The sequence below is a fragment of the Aeromicrobium sp. CF4.19 genome, from assembly GCF_051262555.1.
Taxonomy (GTDB): Bacteria; Actinomycetota; Actinomycetes; order Propionibacteriales; family Nocardioidaceae; genus Aeromicrobium.
Window position 1 is genome coordinate 396,016 of record NZ_JBIMEU010000002.1, and the last position, 17,246, is coordinate 413,261.

Annotated in this window: 17 protein-coding genes; 9 read left to right on the plus strand and 8 right to left on the minus strand. The window is 70.8% G+C overall.

Features of this window, described 5'->3' with window-relative positions:
• The first annotated feature begins 16 nt into the window (after positions 1-16).
• Genes ACHAAC_RS06515 through ACHAAC_RS06530 form a run of 4 tightly spaced genes read left to right on the plus strand, consistent with a single transcriptional unit; the run spans position 17 to position 4,958 of the window.
• Positions 17-2,053 carry an FAD-dependent oxidoreductase gene (locus ACHAAC_RS06515; protein ID WP_435715245.1) on the plus strand — a complete coding sequence of 679 codons (2,037 nt, stop codon included), beginning with the start codon at positions 17-19 and terminating at the stop codon, positions 2,051-2,053.
• A 42-nt stretch (positions 2,054-2,095) separates the two neighbouring features.
• Positions 2,096-3,328, plus strand: a complete 1,233-nt coding sequence (locus ACHAAC_RS06520; protein ID WP_435715246.1) for an aromatic ring-hydroxylating oxygenase subunit alpha — start codon at positions 2,096-2,098, stop codon at positions 3,326-3,328.
• A complete protein-coding gene (locus ACHAAC_RS06525) occupies positions 3,325-4,413 on the plus strand; it encodes an FAD-binding oxidoreductase (RefSeq protein ID WP_435715247.1) in 1,089 nt (362 codons plus the stop codon). The genes ACHAAC_RS06520 and ACHAAC_RS06525 overlap by 4 nt, the downstream gene beginning before the upstream one ends.
• Before the next feature lie 41 nt (positions 4,414-4,454).
• On the plus strand, positions 4,455-4,958 hold the full coding sequence (locus ACHAAC_RS06530) for a GNAT family N-acetyltransferase (protein ID WP_435715248.1): 504 nt from the start codon (positions 4,455-4,457) through the stop codon (positions 4,956-4,958).
• A 30-nt stretch (positions 4,959-4,988) separates the two neighbouring features.
• On the opposite strand, the gene ACHAAC_RS06535 is transcribed toward ACHAAC_RS06530, so the two are convergent.
• On the minus strand, positions 4,989-5,543 hold the full coding sequence (locus ACHAAC_RS06535; RefSeq protein WP_435715249.1) for a TetR family transcriptional regulator: 555 nt from the start codon (positions 5,541-5,543) through the stop codon (positions 4,989-4,991).
• A gap of 87 nt (positions 5,544-5,630) precedes the next feature.
• Here ACHAAC_RS06535 and ACHAAC_RS06540 point away from each other — a divergent pair, with 87 nt between their 5' ends.
• Positions 5,631-6,377, plus strand: a complete 747-nt coding sequence (locus ACHAAC_RS06540; protein ID WP_435715250.1) for an SDR family NAD(P)-dependent oxidoreductase — start codon at positions 5,631-5,633, stop codon at positions 6,375-6,377.
• A 12-nt stretch (positions 6,378-6,389) separates the two neighbouring features.
• Here ACHAAC_RS06540 and dop read toward each other — a convergent pair whose 3' ends face one another.
• Positions 6,390-7,892, minus strand: a complete 1,503-nt coding sequence (gene dop, locus ACHAAC_RS06545; RefSeq protein ID WP_435715251.1) for a depupylase/deamidase Dop — start codon at positions 7,890-7,892, stop codon at positions 6,390-6,392.
• A 109-nt stretch (positions 7,893-8,001) separates the two neighbouring features.
• Between dop and ACHAAC_RS06550 the strand changes: the two genes are divergently transcribed.
• The gene (locus tag ACHAAC_RS06550; protein ID WP_435715252.1) at positions 8,002-9,180 is read left to right on the plus strand and encodes a glycosyltransferase family 4 protein; all 1,179 of its coding nucleotides are present in this window, start codon (positions 8,002-8,004) and stop codon (positions 9,178-9,180) included.
• Positions 9,181-9,195: 15 nt separating this feature from the next.
• Here ACHAAC_RS06550 and ACHAAC_RS06555 read toward each other — a convergent pair whose 3' ends face one another.
• The 5 genes from ACHAAC_RS06555 to ACHAAC_RS06575 form a co-directional block, all read right to left on the minus strand.
• Positions 9,196-10,197, minus strand: coding sequence for an alpha/beta hydrolase fold domain-containing protein (locus ACHAAC_RS06555; protein WP_435715253.1), 1,002 nt, complete (start codon positions 10,195-10,197; stop codon positions 9,196-9,198).
• The gene (locus ACHAAC_RS06560; RefSeq protein WP_435715254.1) at positions 10,194-10,667 is read right to left on the minus strand and encodes a GNAT family N-acetyltransferase; all 474 of its coding nucleotides are present in this window, start codon (positions 10,665-10,667) and stop codon (positions 10,194-10,196) included. Before ACHAAC_RS06560 ends, ACHAAC_RS06555 begins: the two co-directional genes overlap by 4 nt.
• Positions 10,668-10,675: 8 nt before the next feature.
• Positions 10,676-12,400, minus strand: coding sequence for a proteasome ATPase (arc, locus tag ACHAAC_RS06565; protein ID WP_435715255.1), 1,725 nt, complete (start codon positions 12,398-12,400; stop codon positions 10,676-10,678).
• 124 nt (positions 12,401-12,524) lie between these two features.
• Positions 12,525-13,415 carry a tRNA (adenine-N1)-methyltransferase gene (locus ACHAAC_RS06570; protein WP_435715256.1) on the minus strand — a complete coding sequence of 297 codons (891 nt, stop codon included), beginning with the start codon at positions 13,413-13,415 and terminating at the stop codon, positions 12,525-12,527.
• Positions 13,412-14,167 carry a M50 family metallopeptidase gene (locus ACHAAC_RS06575; protein WP_435715257.1) on the minus strand — a complete coding sequence of 252 codons (756 nt, stop codon included), beginning with the start codon at positions 14,165-14,167 and terminating at the stop codon, positions 13,412-13,414. Before ACHAAC_RS06575 ends, ACHAAC_RS06570 begins: the two co-directional genes overlap by 4 nt.
• A gap of 77 nt (positions 14,168-14,244) precedes the next feature.
• Between ACHAAC_RS06575 and ACHAAC_RS06580 the strand changes: the two genes are divergently transcribed.
• Positions 14,245-15,108, plus strand: coding sequence for a RecB family exonuclease (locus ACHAAC_RS06580; RefSeq protein WP_435715258.1), 864 nt, complete (start codon positions 14,245-14,247; stop codon positions 15,106-15,108).
• A 4-nt stretch (positions 15,109-15,112) separates the two neighbouring features.
• Here the strand turns inward: ACHAAC_RS06580 and ACHAAC_RS06585 are convergent, their stop codons facing one another.
• The gene (locus ACHAAC_RS06585; RefSeq protein WP_435715259.1) at positions 15,113-15,763 is read right to left on the minus strand and encodes an HAD family hydrolase; all 651 of its coding nucleotides are present in this window, start codon (positions 15,761-15,763) and stop codon (positions 15,113-15,115) included.
• Between the two features lie 45 nt (positions 15,764-15,808).
• Between ACHAAC_RS06585 and ACHAAC_RS06590 the strand changes: the two genes are divergently transcribed.
• Together ACHAAC_RS06590 and ACHAAC_RS06595 are read left to right on the plus strand one after the other, a co-directional pair.
• On the plus strand, positions 15,809-16,840 hold the full coding sequence (locus ACHAAC_RS06590; protein ID WP_435715260.1) for an MFS transporter: 1,032 nt from the start codon (positions 15,809-15,811) through the stop codon (positions 16,838-16,840).
• Positions 16,819-17,118 carry a hypothetical protein gene (locus ACHAAC_RS06595; protein WP_435715261.1) on the plus strand — a complete coding sequence of 100 codons (300 nt, stop codon included), beginning with the start codon at positions 16,819-16,821 and terminating at the stop codon, positions 17,116-17,118. The genes ACHAAC_RS06590 and ACHAAC_RS06595 overlap by 22 nt, the downstream gene beginning before the upstream one ends.
• Positions 17,119-17,246 lie beyond the last annotated feature (128 nt).

Consider the following 17,246-nt stretch of genomic DNA (forward strand, 5'->3'; position numbering starts at 1 on the left):
GTCGCACACTCAGAAGATGCACGTCGCCGACCCGCTGCTCCAGCCCTACCGGCTGCGACACCTCACGCTGCGCAACCGGGTGGTCAGCACGTCCCACGAGCCGGCCTACGCCGAGGACGGCATGCCCAAGGACCGGTACCGGCGCTACCACGTGGAGAAGGCCCGCGGCGGGGTCGGGCTGACGATGATCGGCGGCTCGGCGGTCGTCTCCCCCGACAGCCCGCCGGCGTTCGGCAACCTCGAGCTCCACCGGGACGAGATCGTGCCCTGGTTGCGCCGGCTCGCCGACGAGGTCCACGAGCACGGGGCAGCGGTGATGACGCAGGTGACCCACCTCGGCCGACGGACCAGCAGCTTCTCCGGTGACTGGCTGCCGCTGGTCTACCCCTCCGCGCTGCGCGAGCCCGCCCACCGGTCCTTCCCCAAGGTCGCCGAGGTCTGGGACCTCGAGCGCATCATCGGGCAGTACGCCGACGCAGCGGCCCGCTGCTGCGAGGCGGGGTTGGACGGCATCGAGCTGCAGGCCTACGGCCACCTGCTCGATGCGTTCCTCTCCCCCGCCACGAACCACCGGGACGACGCCTTCGGCGGCGACCTCGAGCACCGGATGGAGTTTCCGCGGCGCGTGATCAGCGCCGTGCGCAAGGCCGTCGGTCCGGAGTTCATCGTGGGGATCCGCATGTCGATGGACGAGGACCGCGTCGACGGCCTGCACACCGAGGAGGCCCTGACGGCGCTGGACCGGTACGCCCAGGACGGCATCGACTTCCTCAGCGTCATCAAGGGCACGATCGAGAGCGACGCGAGCCTGGCCAAGGTGATCCCCTCGATGGGCACCCCCTCGGCGCCGTTCCTGGAGTTCGCCGGCCAGATCCGTCGGGCGGTGGACATCCCGGTGATGCACGCCTCGCGGATCGCCGACGTGGCGACGGCGCGGCACGCCGTCTCTGACGGGCTGCTCGACCTGGTCGGCATGACCCGCGCGCAGCTGACCGAGCCGTACCTGGTGGCGAAGCTCGCCGCCGGCCAGGAGGATCGGATCCGCCCCTGCGTGGGTGCGAACTACTGCCTGGACGCGATCTATGAGTCCGGTGACGCCAAGTGCATCCACAACCCCGCCACCGGACGGGAGCTGCACCTGCCGCAGGTCATCGCCCCGGGCCAGGGGGTTCGGCGCGCCGTCGTCGTGGGTGCCGGCCCGGCCGGGCTGGAGGCGGCCAGGGTGCTCGGCGAGCGCGGTCACCAGGTGACGGTGCTCGAGGCGGCCGACCGGCCCGGCGGGCAGATCCGCCTCGCGGCGTCCTCGACGCGGCGCCGCGACCTCATCGGCATCGTCGACTGGCGTGTCGCCGAGGCCGAGCACGCCGGCGTCACGTTCCGCTTCGGCACCTTCGCTGAGGCGGCCGACGTGACCGCCGAGGCGCCGGACCTCGTGGTCATCGCCACCGGTGGCACGCCCAATCGGGCGTTCCTGCCGGTGGGACAGGAGCTGGTCGGCGACACCTGGGACGTCATGGACGGGTCGCTGCGGCCCGGAGGCGAGGTGCTGGTCTACGACGACAACGGCGCCGAGGCCGCGCTGGACGCGACCGAGCTGCTCGCCGGCGCAGGCAGCCGGGTCGAGTACGTCACGCCCGAGCGCATCGTGGGCCCCGCCGTCGGCAGCATGAACTCCCCTGCCTACCTGCGCGCCTTCGCCGAGCACGACGTCACAGTGACCCTGGCCAGCCGGCTGGTCGGGGTGTCGCGGCGCGACGGACGGCTCGTCGCCGAGCTGCGCCACGAGTACGCCGACCGGACCGTCGAGCGTGTCGTGGACCGGGTGGTCGTCGAGCACGGGACCTCGGCGAACGACGAGCTGTACCTCGCGCTCGTCGACGGCTCGGTCAACCTCGGCGAGGTCGACCACGCCGCCCTGCTCGCCGGCAGCCCCCAGGCCGTCCGGACCAACCCCGAGGGCGGCTACCAGCTGTTCCGCGTCGGGGACGCGGTGGCGAGCCGCAACATCCACGCAGCGATCTACGACGCACTCCGACTCTGTCACCCGCTCTGAACCGTGCACCGTGACTGAGCACTCTGAATGGGGAGGTTACCGATGACTGTTCTCGCCGAACCCGGCCGAACGGCCGGCTACGCGCTCGACGCGGCGTACTACGTCGATCCGCAGGTCCACGAGCTCGACCTCGCCGCCATCTTCGCGCGGCACTGGATCTTCGTGGCGACGGAGGCGGAGGTCCGCGAGCCGGGTGACTACGTGACGATCGAGCTGGGCCGGTACTCGGTGATCGTGCTCCGTGACGACGACGGCACGGTGCAGGCGTTGCACAACGTCTGCCGGCACCGCGGCTCGCGGGTCCTCGCCGAGGCGCGCGGATCGGTCGGCAACCTGGTGTGCGGCTACCACCAGTGGACCTACGCCACGGACGGTTCCCTGCTGCACGCCGGCCAGCAGCCCGCCGGCTTCGACAAGAGCTGCCTCGGCCTGAAGAAGGTGGCAGTGCGCTCCGTGGCGGGGCTGGTCTACATCTGCCTCGCGGACGAGCCCCCGAACGACTTCGAGGAGGTCGCAGGGTGGATCACGCCCTACCTCGTTCCCCACGCGTTGGAGCGGACCAAGGTCGCCGCCCAGGAGGACCTGGTCGAGCACGCCAACTGGAAGCTGGTGATGGAGAACAACCGGGAGTGCTACCACTGCGAGGCGGGGCACCCCGAGCTGACCTCGACGTTCTTCCCCACCTACGGCTACGCGGTCGAGGAGATCCCGCCGCGGTTGATGCCGGCCCACGCCCGGTACGTCCGGGCCGAGGCGGAGCTCAGGCGGACCTGTGACGAGCGGGGCCTCCCCCACGCGCTCGTCGAGGAGCTGCACGGACGGCCGACGGCGGTGCGGATCGCCCGCGAAGCCCTGGACGGCGCCGGGGAGTCCTACACCCGCGACGGCCGAGCGGCCTCTCGCAAGCTCCTCGGCGATCTGGACACGCCCAGGCTCGGGCGGCTCAGCCTGCACCACCAGCCGAACGCGTGGTTCCACTTCCTCGGTGACCACGCGGTGACCTTCTCCGTGCTGCCGCTGGCCGCGGACCGGACGCTGGTGAGGACGACCTGGCTGGTCCACGAGGACGCCGTGGAGGGCGTCGACTACGACGTCGAGTCGCTCACCGAGGTCTGGCGGGCGACGAACGAGCAGGACGCGGAGCTCGTCGCCCGGGCGCAGGCGGGCGTAGGCAGCCCGGCCTACGAGCCCGGACCCTACGCACCCAACGAGTACCAGGTGGACGCCTTCGTCGCCTGGTACCTGGAACGACTGAAGGAGCACGTGACGTCATGACCGACCTCCTCGCACCTGAGACCCTCACCCCGGCCCGGGCCCCTGCCCTGCCGCCACGCTGGATCAACGAGGTCGACGGCCTCCTGCAGTGCACGGAGATCGTCGACGTCACGCACGACGTGAAGAGCTTCACCTTCGGGCTCCCCGGCGGAGCATCCTTGCGGTTCCTGCCCGGGCAGTACCTCACCGTCGGCCTCGACGTCGACGGTGTGCCGCTCGAGCGGTGCTACACCATTGCGTCGGCATCGGCGCGAACCGATCGGGTGACCATCACCGTCAAGCGCTCCCCGGGCGGAGTGGTGTCGAGCTGGCTGCACGACCATCTTCGCGTGGGCGACACGGTGACGGCCACCGGGCCGTTCGGGTGCTTCAGCTCGGCGCTCCACCCCACGGATCGGTACCTCTTCCTGTCCGCCGGCAGCGGCATCACGCCCTCGATGTCGATGCTGCGGACGGCGTGCGCCACCGACGATCCGGCCGACATCGCGTTCGTGCACAGCGCCCGCACGCCGGCCGACATCATCTTCCGGCACGAGCTGGACGACCTGGGTGCCCGTCAGGGCGTGGAGGTCACGGTGCTGTGCGAGACCGATGCGTCGCAGGAGGTCTGGGACGGGCCCCGTGGCCGGCTGAGCCTGTCCTCCCTGCTGACCCACGTGCCCGACCTGCTCGACCGGGAGATCTTCACGTGTGGCCCGCCGGCGTACATGGCGTCGGTCCGCGAGATGCTCGCCCTGCTCGGGGTCGATGCCTCACGCTGCCACGAGGAGTCCTTCGAGCTAGGAGGCTCGGCCTCAGACGCCGTGACCGTGGGCACCGGGGTCCAGCACCAGGTCGAGTTCCGTCGCAGCGGCGTGGTCGTCGACTGTGACGAGACCACCACGGTGCTCTCCGCAGCCGCACGTGCCGGTCTGACGTTGCCGTCGTCCTGCGCCGAGGGCGTGTGCGGCACCTGCAAGAGCGGACTGCTGTCGGGCAGAGTCGACATGCAGCACGCCGGCGGCATCCGTCCTCGGGAGATCGACCAGGGCAAGATCCTGCTCTGCTGCTCCACCCCGCAGGACGACCTGGTCGTCGACGCCTGAGGGATGCCGCTGCCGGCGGCCGGCGACGATATCGTCGCGAGATGGACGGACTCTCGACCTCTCGGCTCCTGCTCCCACCGCTGACGCGTGACCACTTGATAGACATGTCGGAGCTGTACGCCGATCCGGAGGTCGCCCGCTACGTCGGTGGTGACGCGCTCACTGCCGAGAGGATCGCTGAGCAGGTGGGACGGTTCGAGCAGGAGTGGACGACACGCGGCTACGGTCAGTCGGCCGTCATCCTGCGGACCAGCAGTGAGTTCGTCGGCAGGATCGGCCTGCACTACTGGCCGCACTGGGACGAGGTGGAGCTTGGGTACATCCTGAAGCGTTCGGCCCAAGGCATCGGCCTGGCCAGTGAAGGATCGCGAGCCTGGATCGCGTGGGCTGGGTCCACCGTCGACATCGACTCGCTCATCGCCAACATCGCTCCTCGCAACGCACCGTCCATCGCCCTGGCGGAGAGGCTCGGCTTCACCTTCGAGCGCCACGACGTCACCCCGACGGGCAAGCCCACGCTGATCTATCGCCTGCTGACAAGCTGAGTCAGGCTTCACGTCCGCCTCAGGTCGGGTTCACACCCGCAGCATCCGCTCGACCGCGGTGATGACAGCTGTCCGGTGTGCCACCAGCCGGTCACGGTGGTGGGGGTCGCCTTCTAGCCCCGTCAATCCCCGCGGTGACAGCTCCCAGGCTTGTGCGATGGCGTAGACGAAGACGAGGACGTCGACGGGCGTGAGTGGGCTGGCTCCGGCTGTCGCGACGGCGAGCGTCTTGTCGCGATACACGTCGAGCGGCTCGGCCATGGCTTCCGGTCGTTCGAGCTGGGCCCACATGCTCAACCGAAGCACCTCGGGGTAGCGCTGGTGATGGTCGAACACCTCTCCTGCCCAGCCGGGGAGATCCTCTGGTCGAGGTGGGACGTTCTCTGCCATGCGGCGCAGTGCCTGTGCGAGGGTCGCGTCGAACAGGCGGCTCTTGCCGCCGTAGTAGGCGTAGATCATCCGCACGTTGCTCGTCGCGTGGGTGGCGATGCGCTCCACGCGTCCGCCGGCGAAGCCGTGGGCGGCGAACTCCACGGTGGCCGCCTGGAGGATTCGTTCTTTCGTGGCGTCAGCGTCTCGGGCCATGACGGCCTCCTCACGGTGCGAATTGACTGGGTCGGGCTCGGAAGCTACCTTACAAGTAAGTATTCATTTACTTATCCTGGAGGCGACATGACCCGCATTGCCCTCATCACTGGAGCGAACCGCGGACTCGGGCGAGCCACGGCTCTCGCCCTGGGCCGCAAGAACGTTCGCGTGGTGGTGTCGTCACGAGACGGAGCCACGGACGTGGCCGAGGAGATCGTGGCGGCCGGTGGTGAAGCCCTCCCCCTCCGGCTCGACGTCGCCGAGCCCGCATCGATCGGGACCGGATGCGAGGCGCTCCTCGCCACCATCCGCCGGGAGTGGAACGCGGACAGCGTCGACATCCTCGTGAACAACGCCGGCGTGGGACTGTTCGCCCCGCTGGGTGCGCTCACCGTGGAGGACTTCGACACGACCTTCGCCGTCAACGTGCGCGGCCCGCTGCTCCTGACCCAGGCGCTCCTGCCGCATCTCGCCGACGGCGCCCGCGTCGTGAACGTCTCGAGCTCGCTGAGCCGGCACTCGAGCCCCGCGACCTCCGTCTACGCCGCGTCGAAGAAGGCGCTGGAGGCCATCACCCGCAGCCTTGCCCTGGAGCTCGGCCCCAGGGGTGTCCGGGTGAACTCGATCGCCCCCGGGCCGACCGCCACGGACTTCAACGGAGGTGCCATGCGCGACGACGAGGCCATGCGCGACGTTCTCTCCCAGCAGACCGCGCTCGGCCGAGTCGGACACCCGGAGGAGATCGCCGACGCCATCGTCGCGCTCGTCTCCGACGAGCTCCGCTGGGTGACCGGAGAGCGCCTGGAAGCCTCCGGCGGGGTACTCATGTGAACGATGCTCTCCTCAGCGGGCGGTGATGGCGCGGAAGAGCTCGGTCGCTGTGGCGCTGGTCTCGAACAGCTGGCCGACGTGGTCGGCCGTCCCCCGCAGCGGTTCCATCGTGGGGATGCGCTGGAGGGAGTCGTGGCCGGGCAGGTCGAAGATGACCGAGTCCCAGGAGGCTGCCGCGATGTCGGTCGCGAACCGGGTCAGGCACATCCCGCGGAAGTAGGCACGGGTGTCCCGGGGTGGCTCGCTCACCGCGGCGGCGATCTGGTCGTCGGTGAGCAGCCGCTCCATCCGACCGGCCCGTTCGAGCCGATGGTGGATGCCCCGCTCCAGCCGGACGTCGTGGTACTGCAGGTCCACGAGGTGCAGCTTGGCGTGGTCCCAGTCGAGCCCGTCGCGCTCGCGGTACTGCTCCAGCAGGGCGAGCTTGGCCACCCAGTCGAGCTCGCGGACGCACTCGAAGGGATCGCGCGCGAGCCGGGTCAGGATGCTCTCCCAGCGCTCCAGGACGTCGTCGGTCTGCTCGTCGGACCCCTCACGCGCCACGAAGGAACGCGCGTGCTCCAGGTACCGTTCCTGGATCTCCAGCGCGGTGATCGTCCGTCCGTCGTCCAGCGTGACCACGGCCCGCAGAGTGGGGTCGTGGGAGATGTCGTGCATCGCCTTGACGGGCTGGGCGAGGACGAGGTCCTGGGGCAGCGCACCGGCCTCCACCATCGCGAGCACGAGCGACGTCGTGCCGTGCTTGAGGTAGATCGCCACCTCCGAGCAGTTGGCGTCCCCGATGATCACGTGCAGCCGGCGGTACTTCTTGGGATCGGCGTGCGGCTCGTCGCGCGTGTTGATGATCGGTCGCTTGAGCGTCGTCTCCAGGCCCACGCCGACCTCGACGTAGTCCGCCCGCTGGCTGATCTGGAAGGCGTGGACGCTGCCGTCCTGGCGCTGCCCCACGCGGCCCGCCCCGCAGATGACCGGGCGCGAGGCGAAGAACGGGGTCAGGTGCTGGACCACGGCCTCGAAGGGGACGTCGCGCCGCATCAGGTAGTTCTCGTGCGAGCCGTAGGAGGCGCCCTTGTTGTCGATGTTGTTCTTGTAGAGGACGATCGGTGCGTTGCCGGGCAGCTCCCCCGCCAGCTCCGCGCCGCGGCGCATCACCAGCTCCCCGGCCCGCTCCCACCGCACGACGTCCAGCGGCGAGGTCACCTCGGGGCTGGCGTACTCGGGGTGCGCGTGGTCGACGTACAGGCGGGCACCGTTGGTGAGGATGATGTTGGCCAGACCGAGGTCCTCGTCGGTCAGCTGGGTCGGGTCGGCGACGTCCCGGCTGAGGTCGAAGCCGCGCGCATCGCGCAGCGGGCTCTCCTCCTCGAAGTCCCAGCGGGCCCGGCGCGTGAGCCCGTGGGCGGCCGCGTAGGAGTTGACGACGTGCGTGGCCGCCACCATCGGGTTGGCGCTGGGCTGTCCCTGGACGGTGATGCCGTACTCGACCTCGCTGCCCTGCACGCGTCGCACCGTCATGCTGGCAGCCTACGGTGCGCCGCGAGCAGCGCCGGATCGTTGCCCGGTGGTGGCCGACACGACACCGTGGCGTCGGTGTCGCGTCACCCGGGCTCACGAGGCTGGCGCCATGAAGGTTGCCATCATCACTGAGTCCTTCCTCCCCCAGACCAACGGCGTGGTGCACACCGTGCTGCGCGTCGTGGAGCACCTCCAGAGCCGTGGCGACGAGGTTCTCGTCATCGCCCCGGATGCTCGTGGCACCGTCCCGGCCACCATCGGCTCGTCGCGCGTCGTCACCGTCCCGGCGTGGTCCTTCCCCGGCTACGCCGACGTGCGGGTGGCCACCGGACGGGTCGCGCCGATCCGGGCGGTCCTGCGCGACTTCGCACCCGACGTGGTCCACCTGGCCTCGCCCTTCGCCCTGGGGTGGCGCGGAGCGATCGCCGCTCGCTCACTGGACCTGCCGATCGTCGCCGTCTACCAGACCGACGTGCCCGGGTACGCCTGCCGCTACGGCTTGAAGGCCACCGCCGCGCTGCTCTGGCGCCGGGTCCGCGACATCCACGGCCTCGCGACCCTCACCCTGGTGCCCTCCACCGCCACCCAGCGCGAGCTCGAGGACCAGGGCGTACGGCGGATCCGGATGTGGCGCCGCGGGGTGGACAGCGAGCGCTTCGCGCCGGAGCACCGTTCCCACGCGTGGCGGCGCTCGGTGTCGCCCGCCGGGGAGCAGCTGGTGGGCTTCGTCGGTCGACTCGCACCGGAGAAGCAGGCCCACGACCTGCTGGCGCTGCGCGACGTGCCGGGCGTCAAGCTGGTCATCATCGGGGACGGCCCCGAGCGCGATCGCCTGCAGAAGCTCCTCCCCCACGCCCACTTCACCGGGATGCTGCACGGTGACGAGCTGGCCCGCGCGATGGCCAGCCTGGACGTGGTGGTGAACACCAGCGAGACGGAGACGTTCTGCCAGGTCGTGCAGGAGGCGCTGGCCAGCGGCGTCCCGGTCGTGGCCTCGGCCGCGGGCGGGCCACTGGACCTGGTGGACCACAGCCGCACGGGCTGGCTCTACGCCCCGGGCGACCTGGACTCGATGGTGCGCCACGTGAAGGACCTCACCGGAGACGAGTCCAAGCGGGCTGCCTTCGGCCGAGCGGCCCGTCGATCGGTGGTCCTGCGCGGCTGGCGTCCGGTGTGCTCAGAGCTCGTCGGGCACTACGCGACGGCGGTGGAGCAGCACGACCCCTCGGGCCTGGACACCATCGGCCTGCGTCACCTCGGTGCCCGCCGCACCACCAGGGGCGCCTAGCAACCCACGGCGCGGCTAGAGATCCAGTCCCTCACGCAGCGCCGTACGGACACGCGCGCGGAACCCGGCAGTGGTGGTGGCGCGGTCCGCGTGGGAGATGTCGGCCGCGTGATGCATGCCCGGCACGACGTCGAGCTTCACGGGCACCCCGGCCTCCCGCAGGCGTCGTGCGTGCTCGACGTCCTCGTCGTGGAAGAGGTCGATGTCCCCGACACCGATCCACGTCGGCGGCAGCCCGGTCAGGTCCTCCCGGCGCGCCGGCGCGGCATGCTCCGGAAGGTCCCGGGCTCCGGGCCGGGTACCGAGGTAGGACTGCCAGGCGAAGCGGTTGGACCCGGGGGTCCAGACCAGCCGGGGGCCGCGGCTGGTCGGTCCGAGGACCGTTCGGTCGTCGAGCATGGGGTAGATCAGCAGCTGCAGGGCGGGCTCGAGCGGTCCCTCGTCGACCAGGCGGTGCACGAGCGCCGCGGCGAGACCGCCACCCGCGCTGGCTCCGGCGACAGCCACACGACCCGGGTCGACGCCCATCCCCGCGGTGGTCACGAGCCACTCCGCCACGGCGTGGCAGTCGTCCAGCGCTGCCGGGAAGGGGTGCTCGGGCGCGAGACGGTACTCGACGCTCACCACCAGGATGCCGAGGTCGCGGGCGAGCTCGCTGCAGGGCGTGTGGTCTCGCGCCGCTGCTCCGGCGATGTAGCCGCCCCCGTGCATCCAGAGCAGGGCGGCCCCGCCGTCCCAGCCGTCAGGCCGGTAGACGTGGGCGGTGGGCACGTGGCCGTCTCGGCCGGGCCGCGGCGCGTGCTCGGTGTGCACGACGCCATCGACGATCGGGGTGGGGATGGCCAGGACGCGACGCAACGGCCGCAGCAGCGGACCGCGGAAGGACAGCGGGACGTAGAGCGAGCGCTCGCGCAGATCTGGGGCCACCCGGGCGACCATCGCGTGGGTGCGTCGCACCCGCAAGGCGAGGGCCGTGGCGCCGGCCCCCACCGCGACGGCCACGACGCCCCGTCTCATCGGGGGATCGTCTTGGCGAGGTGCACGCTGAGCGGAGATGAAGCGTAGAAGCCGAACGGCTCGACGTCGGTGTACCCGCACGAGCGGTACAGGGCGATCGCCTCCGGCTGGGCCCGGCCGGTCTCCAGCACGAGGCGCACGACGCCCGCATCGGCGGCGCTGCGCTCGAGGTCGGCCAGCACGACGCGCGAGAGGCCCTGCCCCCGCCACGTCGGACGGACGTACATCCGCTTGATCTCGGCATCCCCCTCACCGTCCGGGCCCCCGCGGCGCCAGCCGCCCATCGCCACGGACTCACCGTCCACCGCGGCCACGACGAAGTACCCGTGCGGGGCCGCGAACTCATCGACGGCGATCGGCGCGACGTCGCCGGAACCGCCGTACCGCACGCCGTACTCGGCCTGCACCTGGGTCGTCATGTCCACGACGTCGACGTCGTCGTAGGCGCCGCGCCGCAGCACGGCGCGCACGCGCGTGCTCAGAGGTACTGCCCCGTGTTGGCGACCGTGTCGATCGAGCGGCCGGGCTCGTTGCCACCCTTGCCGGTGATGAGGGTGCGGATGAACACGATGCGCTCACCCTTCTTGCCCGAGATCCGCGCCCAGTCGTCGGGGTTGGTGGTGTTGGGCAGGTCCTCGTTCTCCTTGAACTCATCGACGCAGGCCTGGAGCATGTGCTGGACCCGCAGGCCGCGCTGGCCGGTGTCGAGCAGGTCCTTGATCGCCATCTTCTTCGCGCGGTCGACGATGTTCTGGATCATCGCGCCGGAGTTGAAGTCCTTGAAGTACAGGATCTCCTTGTCGCCATTGGCGTAGGTGACCTCGAGGAACTGGTTGTCCTCGGACTCCTCGTACATCCGCTCGACCGTGCGCTGGACCATGCCCTGGGTCGTGGCGACGGGATCGCCGCCCCACTCCCCCAGGTCGTCGGCGTGCAGCGGCAGGGTCGGCGTCAGGTACTTGCTGAAGATGTCGCGCGCGGACTCCGCGTCCGGTCGCTCGATCTTGATCTTCACGTCCAGGCGACCTGGACGCAGGATGGCCGGGTCGATCATGTCCTCACGGTTGGAGGCGCCGATCACCAGGACGTTCTCCAGGCCCTCGACACCGTCGATCTCGCTCAGCAGCTGCGGCACGATGGTGTTCTCCACGTCGGAGGAGACACCGGAGCCGCGGGTGCGGAACAGCGAGTCCATCTCGTCGAAGAACACGATGACCGGCGTGCCCTCGTTGGCCTTCTCCCGAGCACGCTGGAAGACCAACCGGATGTGCCGCTCGGTCTCGCCGACGTACTTGTTCAGCAGCTCGGGGCCCTTGATGTTCAGGAAGTAGCTGCGGCCCTCTTCCCCGGTGCGCTCGGTGACCTTCTTGGCCAGCGAGGACGCGACAGCCTTGGCGATCATCGTCTTGCCGCAGCCGGGCGGGCCGTACAGCAGCACGCCCTTGGGCGGCTTGAGCTCGTGCTCGATGAAGATCTCGGGGTGCAGGTACGGCAGCTCCACCGCGTCGCGGATGGACTCGATCTGGCCCCGCAGGCCGCCGATCGACTCGTAGTCGATGTCGGGGACCTCCTCCAGCACCAGCTCCTCGACCTCGCTCTTGGGCACGCGCTCGTAGACGTAGCCGGCCCTGGAGTCCATCAGCAACGAGTCGCCGGCACGCAGCTTCAGGCCGATGAGGGACTGCGCCAGCCGGACGACGGTCTCCTCGTCGGCATTGCCGAGCACGAGGGCACGCTCGCCGTCCGCGAGGATCTCCTTGAGCATGACGACCTGGCCGACGGTCTCGAACTCCAGGGCCTGCACGACGTTCATCGCCTCGTTGAGGATGACCTCCTGGCCCTTGCGGAGCTCGTCCTTGTCCACCGCGGGGCTGACGTTCACCCGCAGCTTCCGGCCGCCGGTGAAGACGTCGACGGAGTCGTCCTCGTTGCGCTGCAGGAACGTGCCGAAGCCGACGGGCGGCTGGGCCAGCCGGTCGACCTCCTCCTTGAGGGTGACGATCTGGTCGCGCGCCTCGCGGAGCGTCGTGGTCAGACGCTCGTTCTGCATGGTCGTGGTGGAGAGTCGTGCCTCGAGGTCGGAGAGCCGAGAATCGACGGTGCCCTCGGACCCCATCCGGCGCCGCAGGTGCTCGACCTCGGCGCGCAGGTAGGCCAGCTCGTGGTCCGCATCGCCGTGACGGGGAACATCGTGGTCGGTCATGAGTCGCCACCTCCTGCTCGTTGTTGACCGACCCTACCCGCGAGAAGGTGGCGCCGCCGTTGCACACGTCGCATCGTCGATGACGATCTGGTGGCGGCCCGTCGGCGGATCCAGCGGCGTGCCCTCAGGTCTGGGGCTCGGTGCCGGCCGGACGCGGGCCGGTGTAGTCCGGGCCGTAGGCGCCGGGCGCGGGACGTCGCGACTTCTCCAGCGCACGGTGGCCGGGAGCCATCCGGCGTGCCGTGACCAGGAAGGCGGTGTGACCCACCATCCGGTGGTCCGGCCGCACCGCGAGGCCCTCCAGGTGCCACTGGCGCTGCATCGTCTCCCACGCGACGGGCTCGGTGAACCCGCCGTCGACGCGCAACGTCTCGACGAACAGCGAGAGCTGCGTCGTCGTGGCGACGTACGCGCACACGACGCCCCCGGGCACCAGGCGCTGCGCTGCGAGGTCGACGCACGTCCAGGGGTCGACCATGTCCAGGATCAGCCGGTCGATCTCCGGCTCCGCCATGACCTCACGGACGTCGCCGACGGTGAGCGTCCACGCCGGGTGGTCACCGGCCACCTGCTCGACGTTGGCCCGGGCCTGCTCGGCGAACTCCTCGCGCAGCTCGTAGGACCCGAGGTGACCGCTCTCACCGACGGCGCGCAGCAGGTAGGTGGTCAGGCTGCCCGACCCCACCCCGGCCTCGACCACACGAGCGCCGGGGAAGATGTCGGCCATCGTGATGATCTGCGAGGCGTCCTTGGGGTAGATGATCGCGGCGCCGCGCGGCATGGAGACGACGTACTCGTGCAGCAGCGGGCGGAAGACCTGGTACTTCCCCTCCAGGGTGGACTCGATGACGATGCCCTCGGGCTCGCCGAGGATGTCGTCGTGGCGGATCTGACCCTTCTTGGTGGAGAACTCCCGCCCCGCCTCCAGGCGGATGTTGTGCTTGCGGCCCTTGGCGTCGTTGAGGCGCACCCACTCACCCTCGACGAAGGGTCCGCTGCGGATGGGGTCGGTCATGAGGGTCTCCCGGTGGGGTCGTGGTGGTCGAGGTGGCGGGCGGTGCGCAGCGCCTGGCCGGCTCCCGCCCACAGGAAGGCGCCGACGAGCAGCGCGATGGCGACGTCGAGCAGGCCGCCGGTCTCGCCGAGTCGCACGATGGCGACGACGAGGACGAGGGCACCGGCCACGACGCGGCCGCTGGTGCAGGCCGCGCGCACACCCGTGGCCTGGCGGCCGGTCCTGGCCCAGACTGCGGCCGCGAGCACGCGTCCGCCGTCCAGCGGCAGGGCGGGTAGCAGGTTGAAGGCGCCGACCAGCAGGTTGATCCAGCCCAGCGACCACAGCACCTGCTGCGTGGCCGGTGAGCTGGTGGCATCGACGAGTGCGAGGGACGTCGCTCCGACGAGTCCGGACGCGACCGGCCCGACGATGCTGGTCAAGACCTCCTGCGTGGGTGTCCGCAGCCCGCCGGCGATGATCGTCTCCCCACCGAGCAGGTGCAGGGTCACGCGCGGGACCCGCAGGCCGAAGGCCCGGGCGACGGCGACGTGGGCGAGCTCGTGCGCCAGGACCGAGAGGTAGAGGGCGAGCACGAAGACCACGGCGACGACGTACCGGTCCGTGCTGTCGCCGGCGAAGCGTGGCGCGAACAGGACCGCGATGACCGCGCCCATGAGGAGCAGGGACGGCCGGGCCAGCAGGTCCGTGGAGCCCAGGCGACCGAACCGGACGGTGCCGCGCGGTCGCGGCGTCGCGTCGGTGGTGTCCACACCCCCAACCTATCCGCCGTGACCGTGCGGCTCCGACCCGGCGAAGGCTGTCGGTGGGGCTGGTTAGCGTGGGGATCGTGGAAGCCATCGAGACACTCTCCGGCGATGCAGTCAGCGTGCGCCGGTCCCTGTCCCCCAGCCGGGCTTCGGACTTCCTCACCTGTCCGTTGCTCTACCGGTTCCGCACCGTCGACCGGCTCCCCGAGGCCCCCGATCCGGCGGCAGCCCGCGGCACCCTGGTCCACGCGGTGCTGGAGGAGCTCTTCGAGACCGAGGCGGCCGGCCGCACGCTGGAGCGGGCGCGCGAGCTCCTCGCCCCGCAGTGGGAGCAGCTGGTGGCCGGCGACGATCGTCTCGCCGGCCTGTTCACCGCCGACCAGGCGGCTGAGCAGGCAGCGTGGCTCTCCTCCTCCGAGGACCTGCTGGCGTCCTACTTCGCGATGGAGGACCCACGCTGGCTCGAGCCGGCCGATCGGGAGCTGCGCGTCGACCACGTCCTGGAGTCCGGCCTCGGCCTGGGCGGCATCGTCGATCGTGTCGACGTCGCCCCGGACGGTCGCATCCGCGTGGTGGACTACAAGAGCGGCAGGTCCCCCGGGGAGCGGTTCGAGGAGAAGGCGCTGTTCCAGATGCGCTTCTACGCCCTGGTCATCTGGCGCACTCGCGGTGTCGTGCCCACCCTGCTCCAGCTGATGTACCTCGGTGATCGCACGATCCTGAGCCACGAGCCGACGGAGGCCGAGCTGGTGGCCACCGAGCGCAAGCTCCAGGCGCTGTGGGACGCCATCGCGCAGGCGTTCGCCTCCGGCGAGTTCGTGCCCAGGCCCAGCGCCCTGTGCCGCTGGTGCTCGCATCGCGAGCACTGCCCGGAGTGGGGCGGCGTCACCCCTGCGCTGCCGCTGCTGCAGATCGTCCCGCCGGGGACCCCTCGCGAGTCCTGACGCCTCAGGCGTGGGCCGACCAGATCTCCCGCAGGCCCTCGACGTGCAGGCCGACCAGGCTCTCCCGCACGATGCGGCGCGGCGACGTCGGCACGTCCACCATGAGCGGCACGACGATCACGAGGCAGCCGGCAGCCTCCGCGGACGCAGCGCCGGTGGCGGAGTCCTCGATCGCCAGGCACGCGGACGCCTCCACACCGAGCAGGTCGGCGGCCCGCAGGTAGGGCTCGGGGTGCGGCTTGCCGTGGGTCACGGCGTCCCCGGTCACGACGGCGCCGAACGGCAGCGCCTGCGCGACCGGCGCGGCGATCTCGGCGTAGGACATCGTCACCAGCGCCTGCGGGACGCCTGCCTCTGCCACGGACGCGACCACCTCACGGCCGCCGGGCTGCCAGGGAATCGCTCCGCGCAGGGAGCCGGCCATGGCAGCGACGAGGTGGTCCACGACGCCCTCCGGCGTCATCGCGCCACCGAGCCGCTCGCTGATGTAGCGGCCGGACTCGCTGAGCGCGTTGCCGACGAGCGCCAGCCCGTCCGCCTCGCTCCACTCCACGCCGTGGGCGCGCGCCAGCGCGACCTCCTCGGCCATCCAGAGCGGCTCGGTGTCGACGAGGGTGCCGTCGAGGTCCCACAGGACGGCGGCGGGTGAGGTCACCCGATCACCGTAGGTGTCACCGACCCGTCCTAGGTTGTCAGGGTCATGAGCATCCCACCCGTCCCCGGCAGCACCACTCCCGTGGCGCGGTGGGCGCGAGGGCCGCTGCGGCCCTTCCGTCACGTGCAGTACCGCTGGCTCTCGGCCGCGACCGCCCTCGAGCTCGCGGGCGAGGGTGTGTGGATCATCGCGATCGTCTGGCAGGTGATCGCCCTCGGCGGTGGTCCGACGCAGCTCTCCATGGCGGTCACCGGCTACGCGGTGGGCATGGTGGCCACGGCCCTCATCGGCGGCGTGGTCGCCGACCGCGTACCCCGACGCCGGATCCTCCTCGCCACCACGAGCGTCCGCGCCGTTGCCGTCGGCGTCGTGGCGCTGCTCGCTCTCACGGGAGCCGTCCAGGTCTGGCACCTGGGCGTCGGGAGCCTGGTCGTCGGCATGGCGGTGGGCTTCTACTTCCCCGCCTACAGCGCCCTGCTGCCCTCGATCGTCGACCGTGACGACCTGCTCGCGGCCAACGGGGTCGAGGGCTTCCTGCGTCCCACGTTGCAGCACGCCGGCGGGCCTGCGCTGGGCAGCCTCGTGGTCGCGGGGACGTCGCCGGCGTGGGCGTTCACGATGGTGCTCGTGCTGCAGCTCGCCTGCCTGACGGCCCTGCTGGGCCTGCGCCCGGTCGCCCTGAGCCGCGATCCGCAGACCCTCGGATCGCACCCCGTCCGCGGGGCGCTCGCCGACCTGCGCAGCGGCGTCCGCTACATGGTGAGCACGCCCTGGTTCTTCGCGACCCTGCTGTTCGCCTGCATCATGATCCTGATGGTGGTCGGGCCGATGGAGGTCCTGATCCCCTTCGTGGTGGAGCGCGGCGGCGGTGGCCCCACCGACCACGCCACGATCCTCGCCGCCTACGGCATCGGGGGCGCCGTCGCCGCCCTGGGCATCAGCATGTTCCGCATGCCCCGGCGCTACCTCACGGTCATGAACGCGATGTGGGGGTGGCCTGTCTGCCACTGCTGGTGGTGGGGTTCAGCTCCTCGGTGCCGCTCATCGCGACGGCCATGTTCCTCGTCGGAGCGCTGATGTCGGCGCCGATGGTGATCTGGGGGACGCTGCTGCAGCGTCGGGTGCCGCCGCAGATGCTGGGTCGCGCCTCCAGCCTGGACTTCTTCGTGTCGCTGCTCTTCATGCCGGTCTCCATGGCGGTTGCCGGCCCGGTCGGTGAGCTGGTGGGCGTGCGCACCGTGTTCGTGGTGGCTGCGGTCATCCCGCTCGCCGTGGCGGCGCTCGCGATCACCTGGGCCCGCATGCCTGCGGACGAGATCGCCCATCCGCTGGAGGGGCCCCGTCCCACCGGGTGAGGAACCACGCTCGTGCGTTGCGCGGTGTGGAAGAATGGGGGTGAACCCCCGTGAAGGTCCACGCGAGCCCGCCGCCGGCTGGAGGTTCCCCACCAGACCAGATCTCATCTCGTCATCCGTGGAGGAAC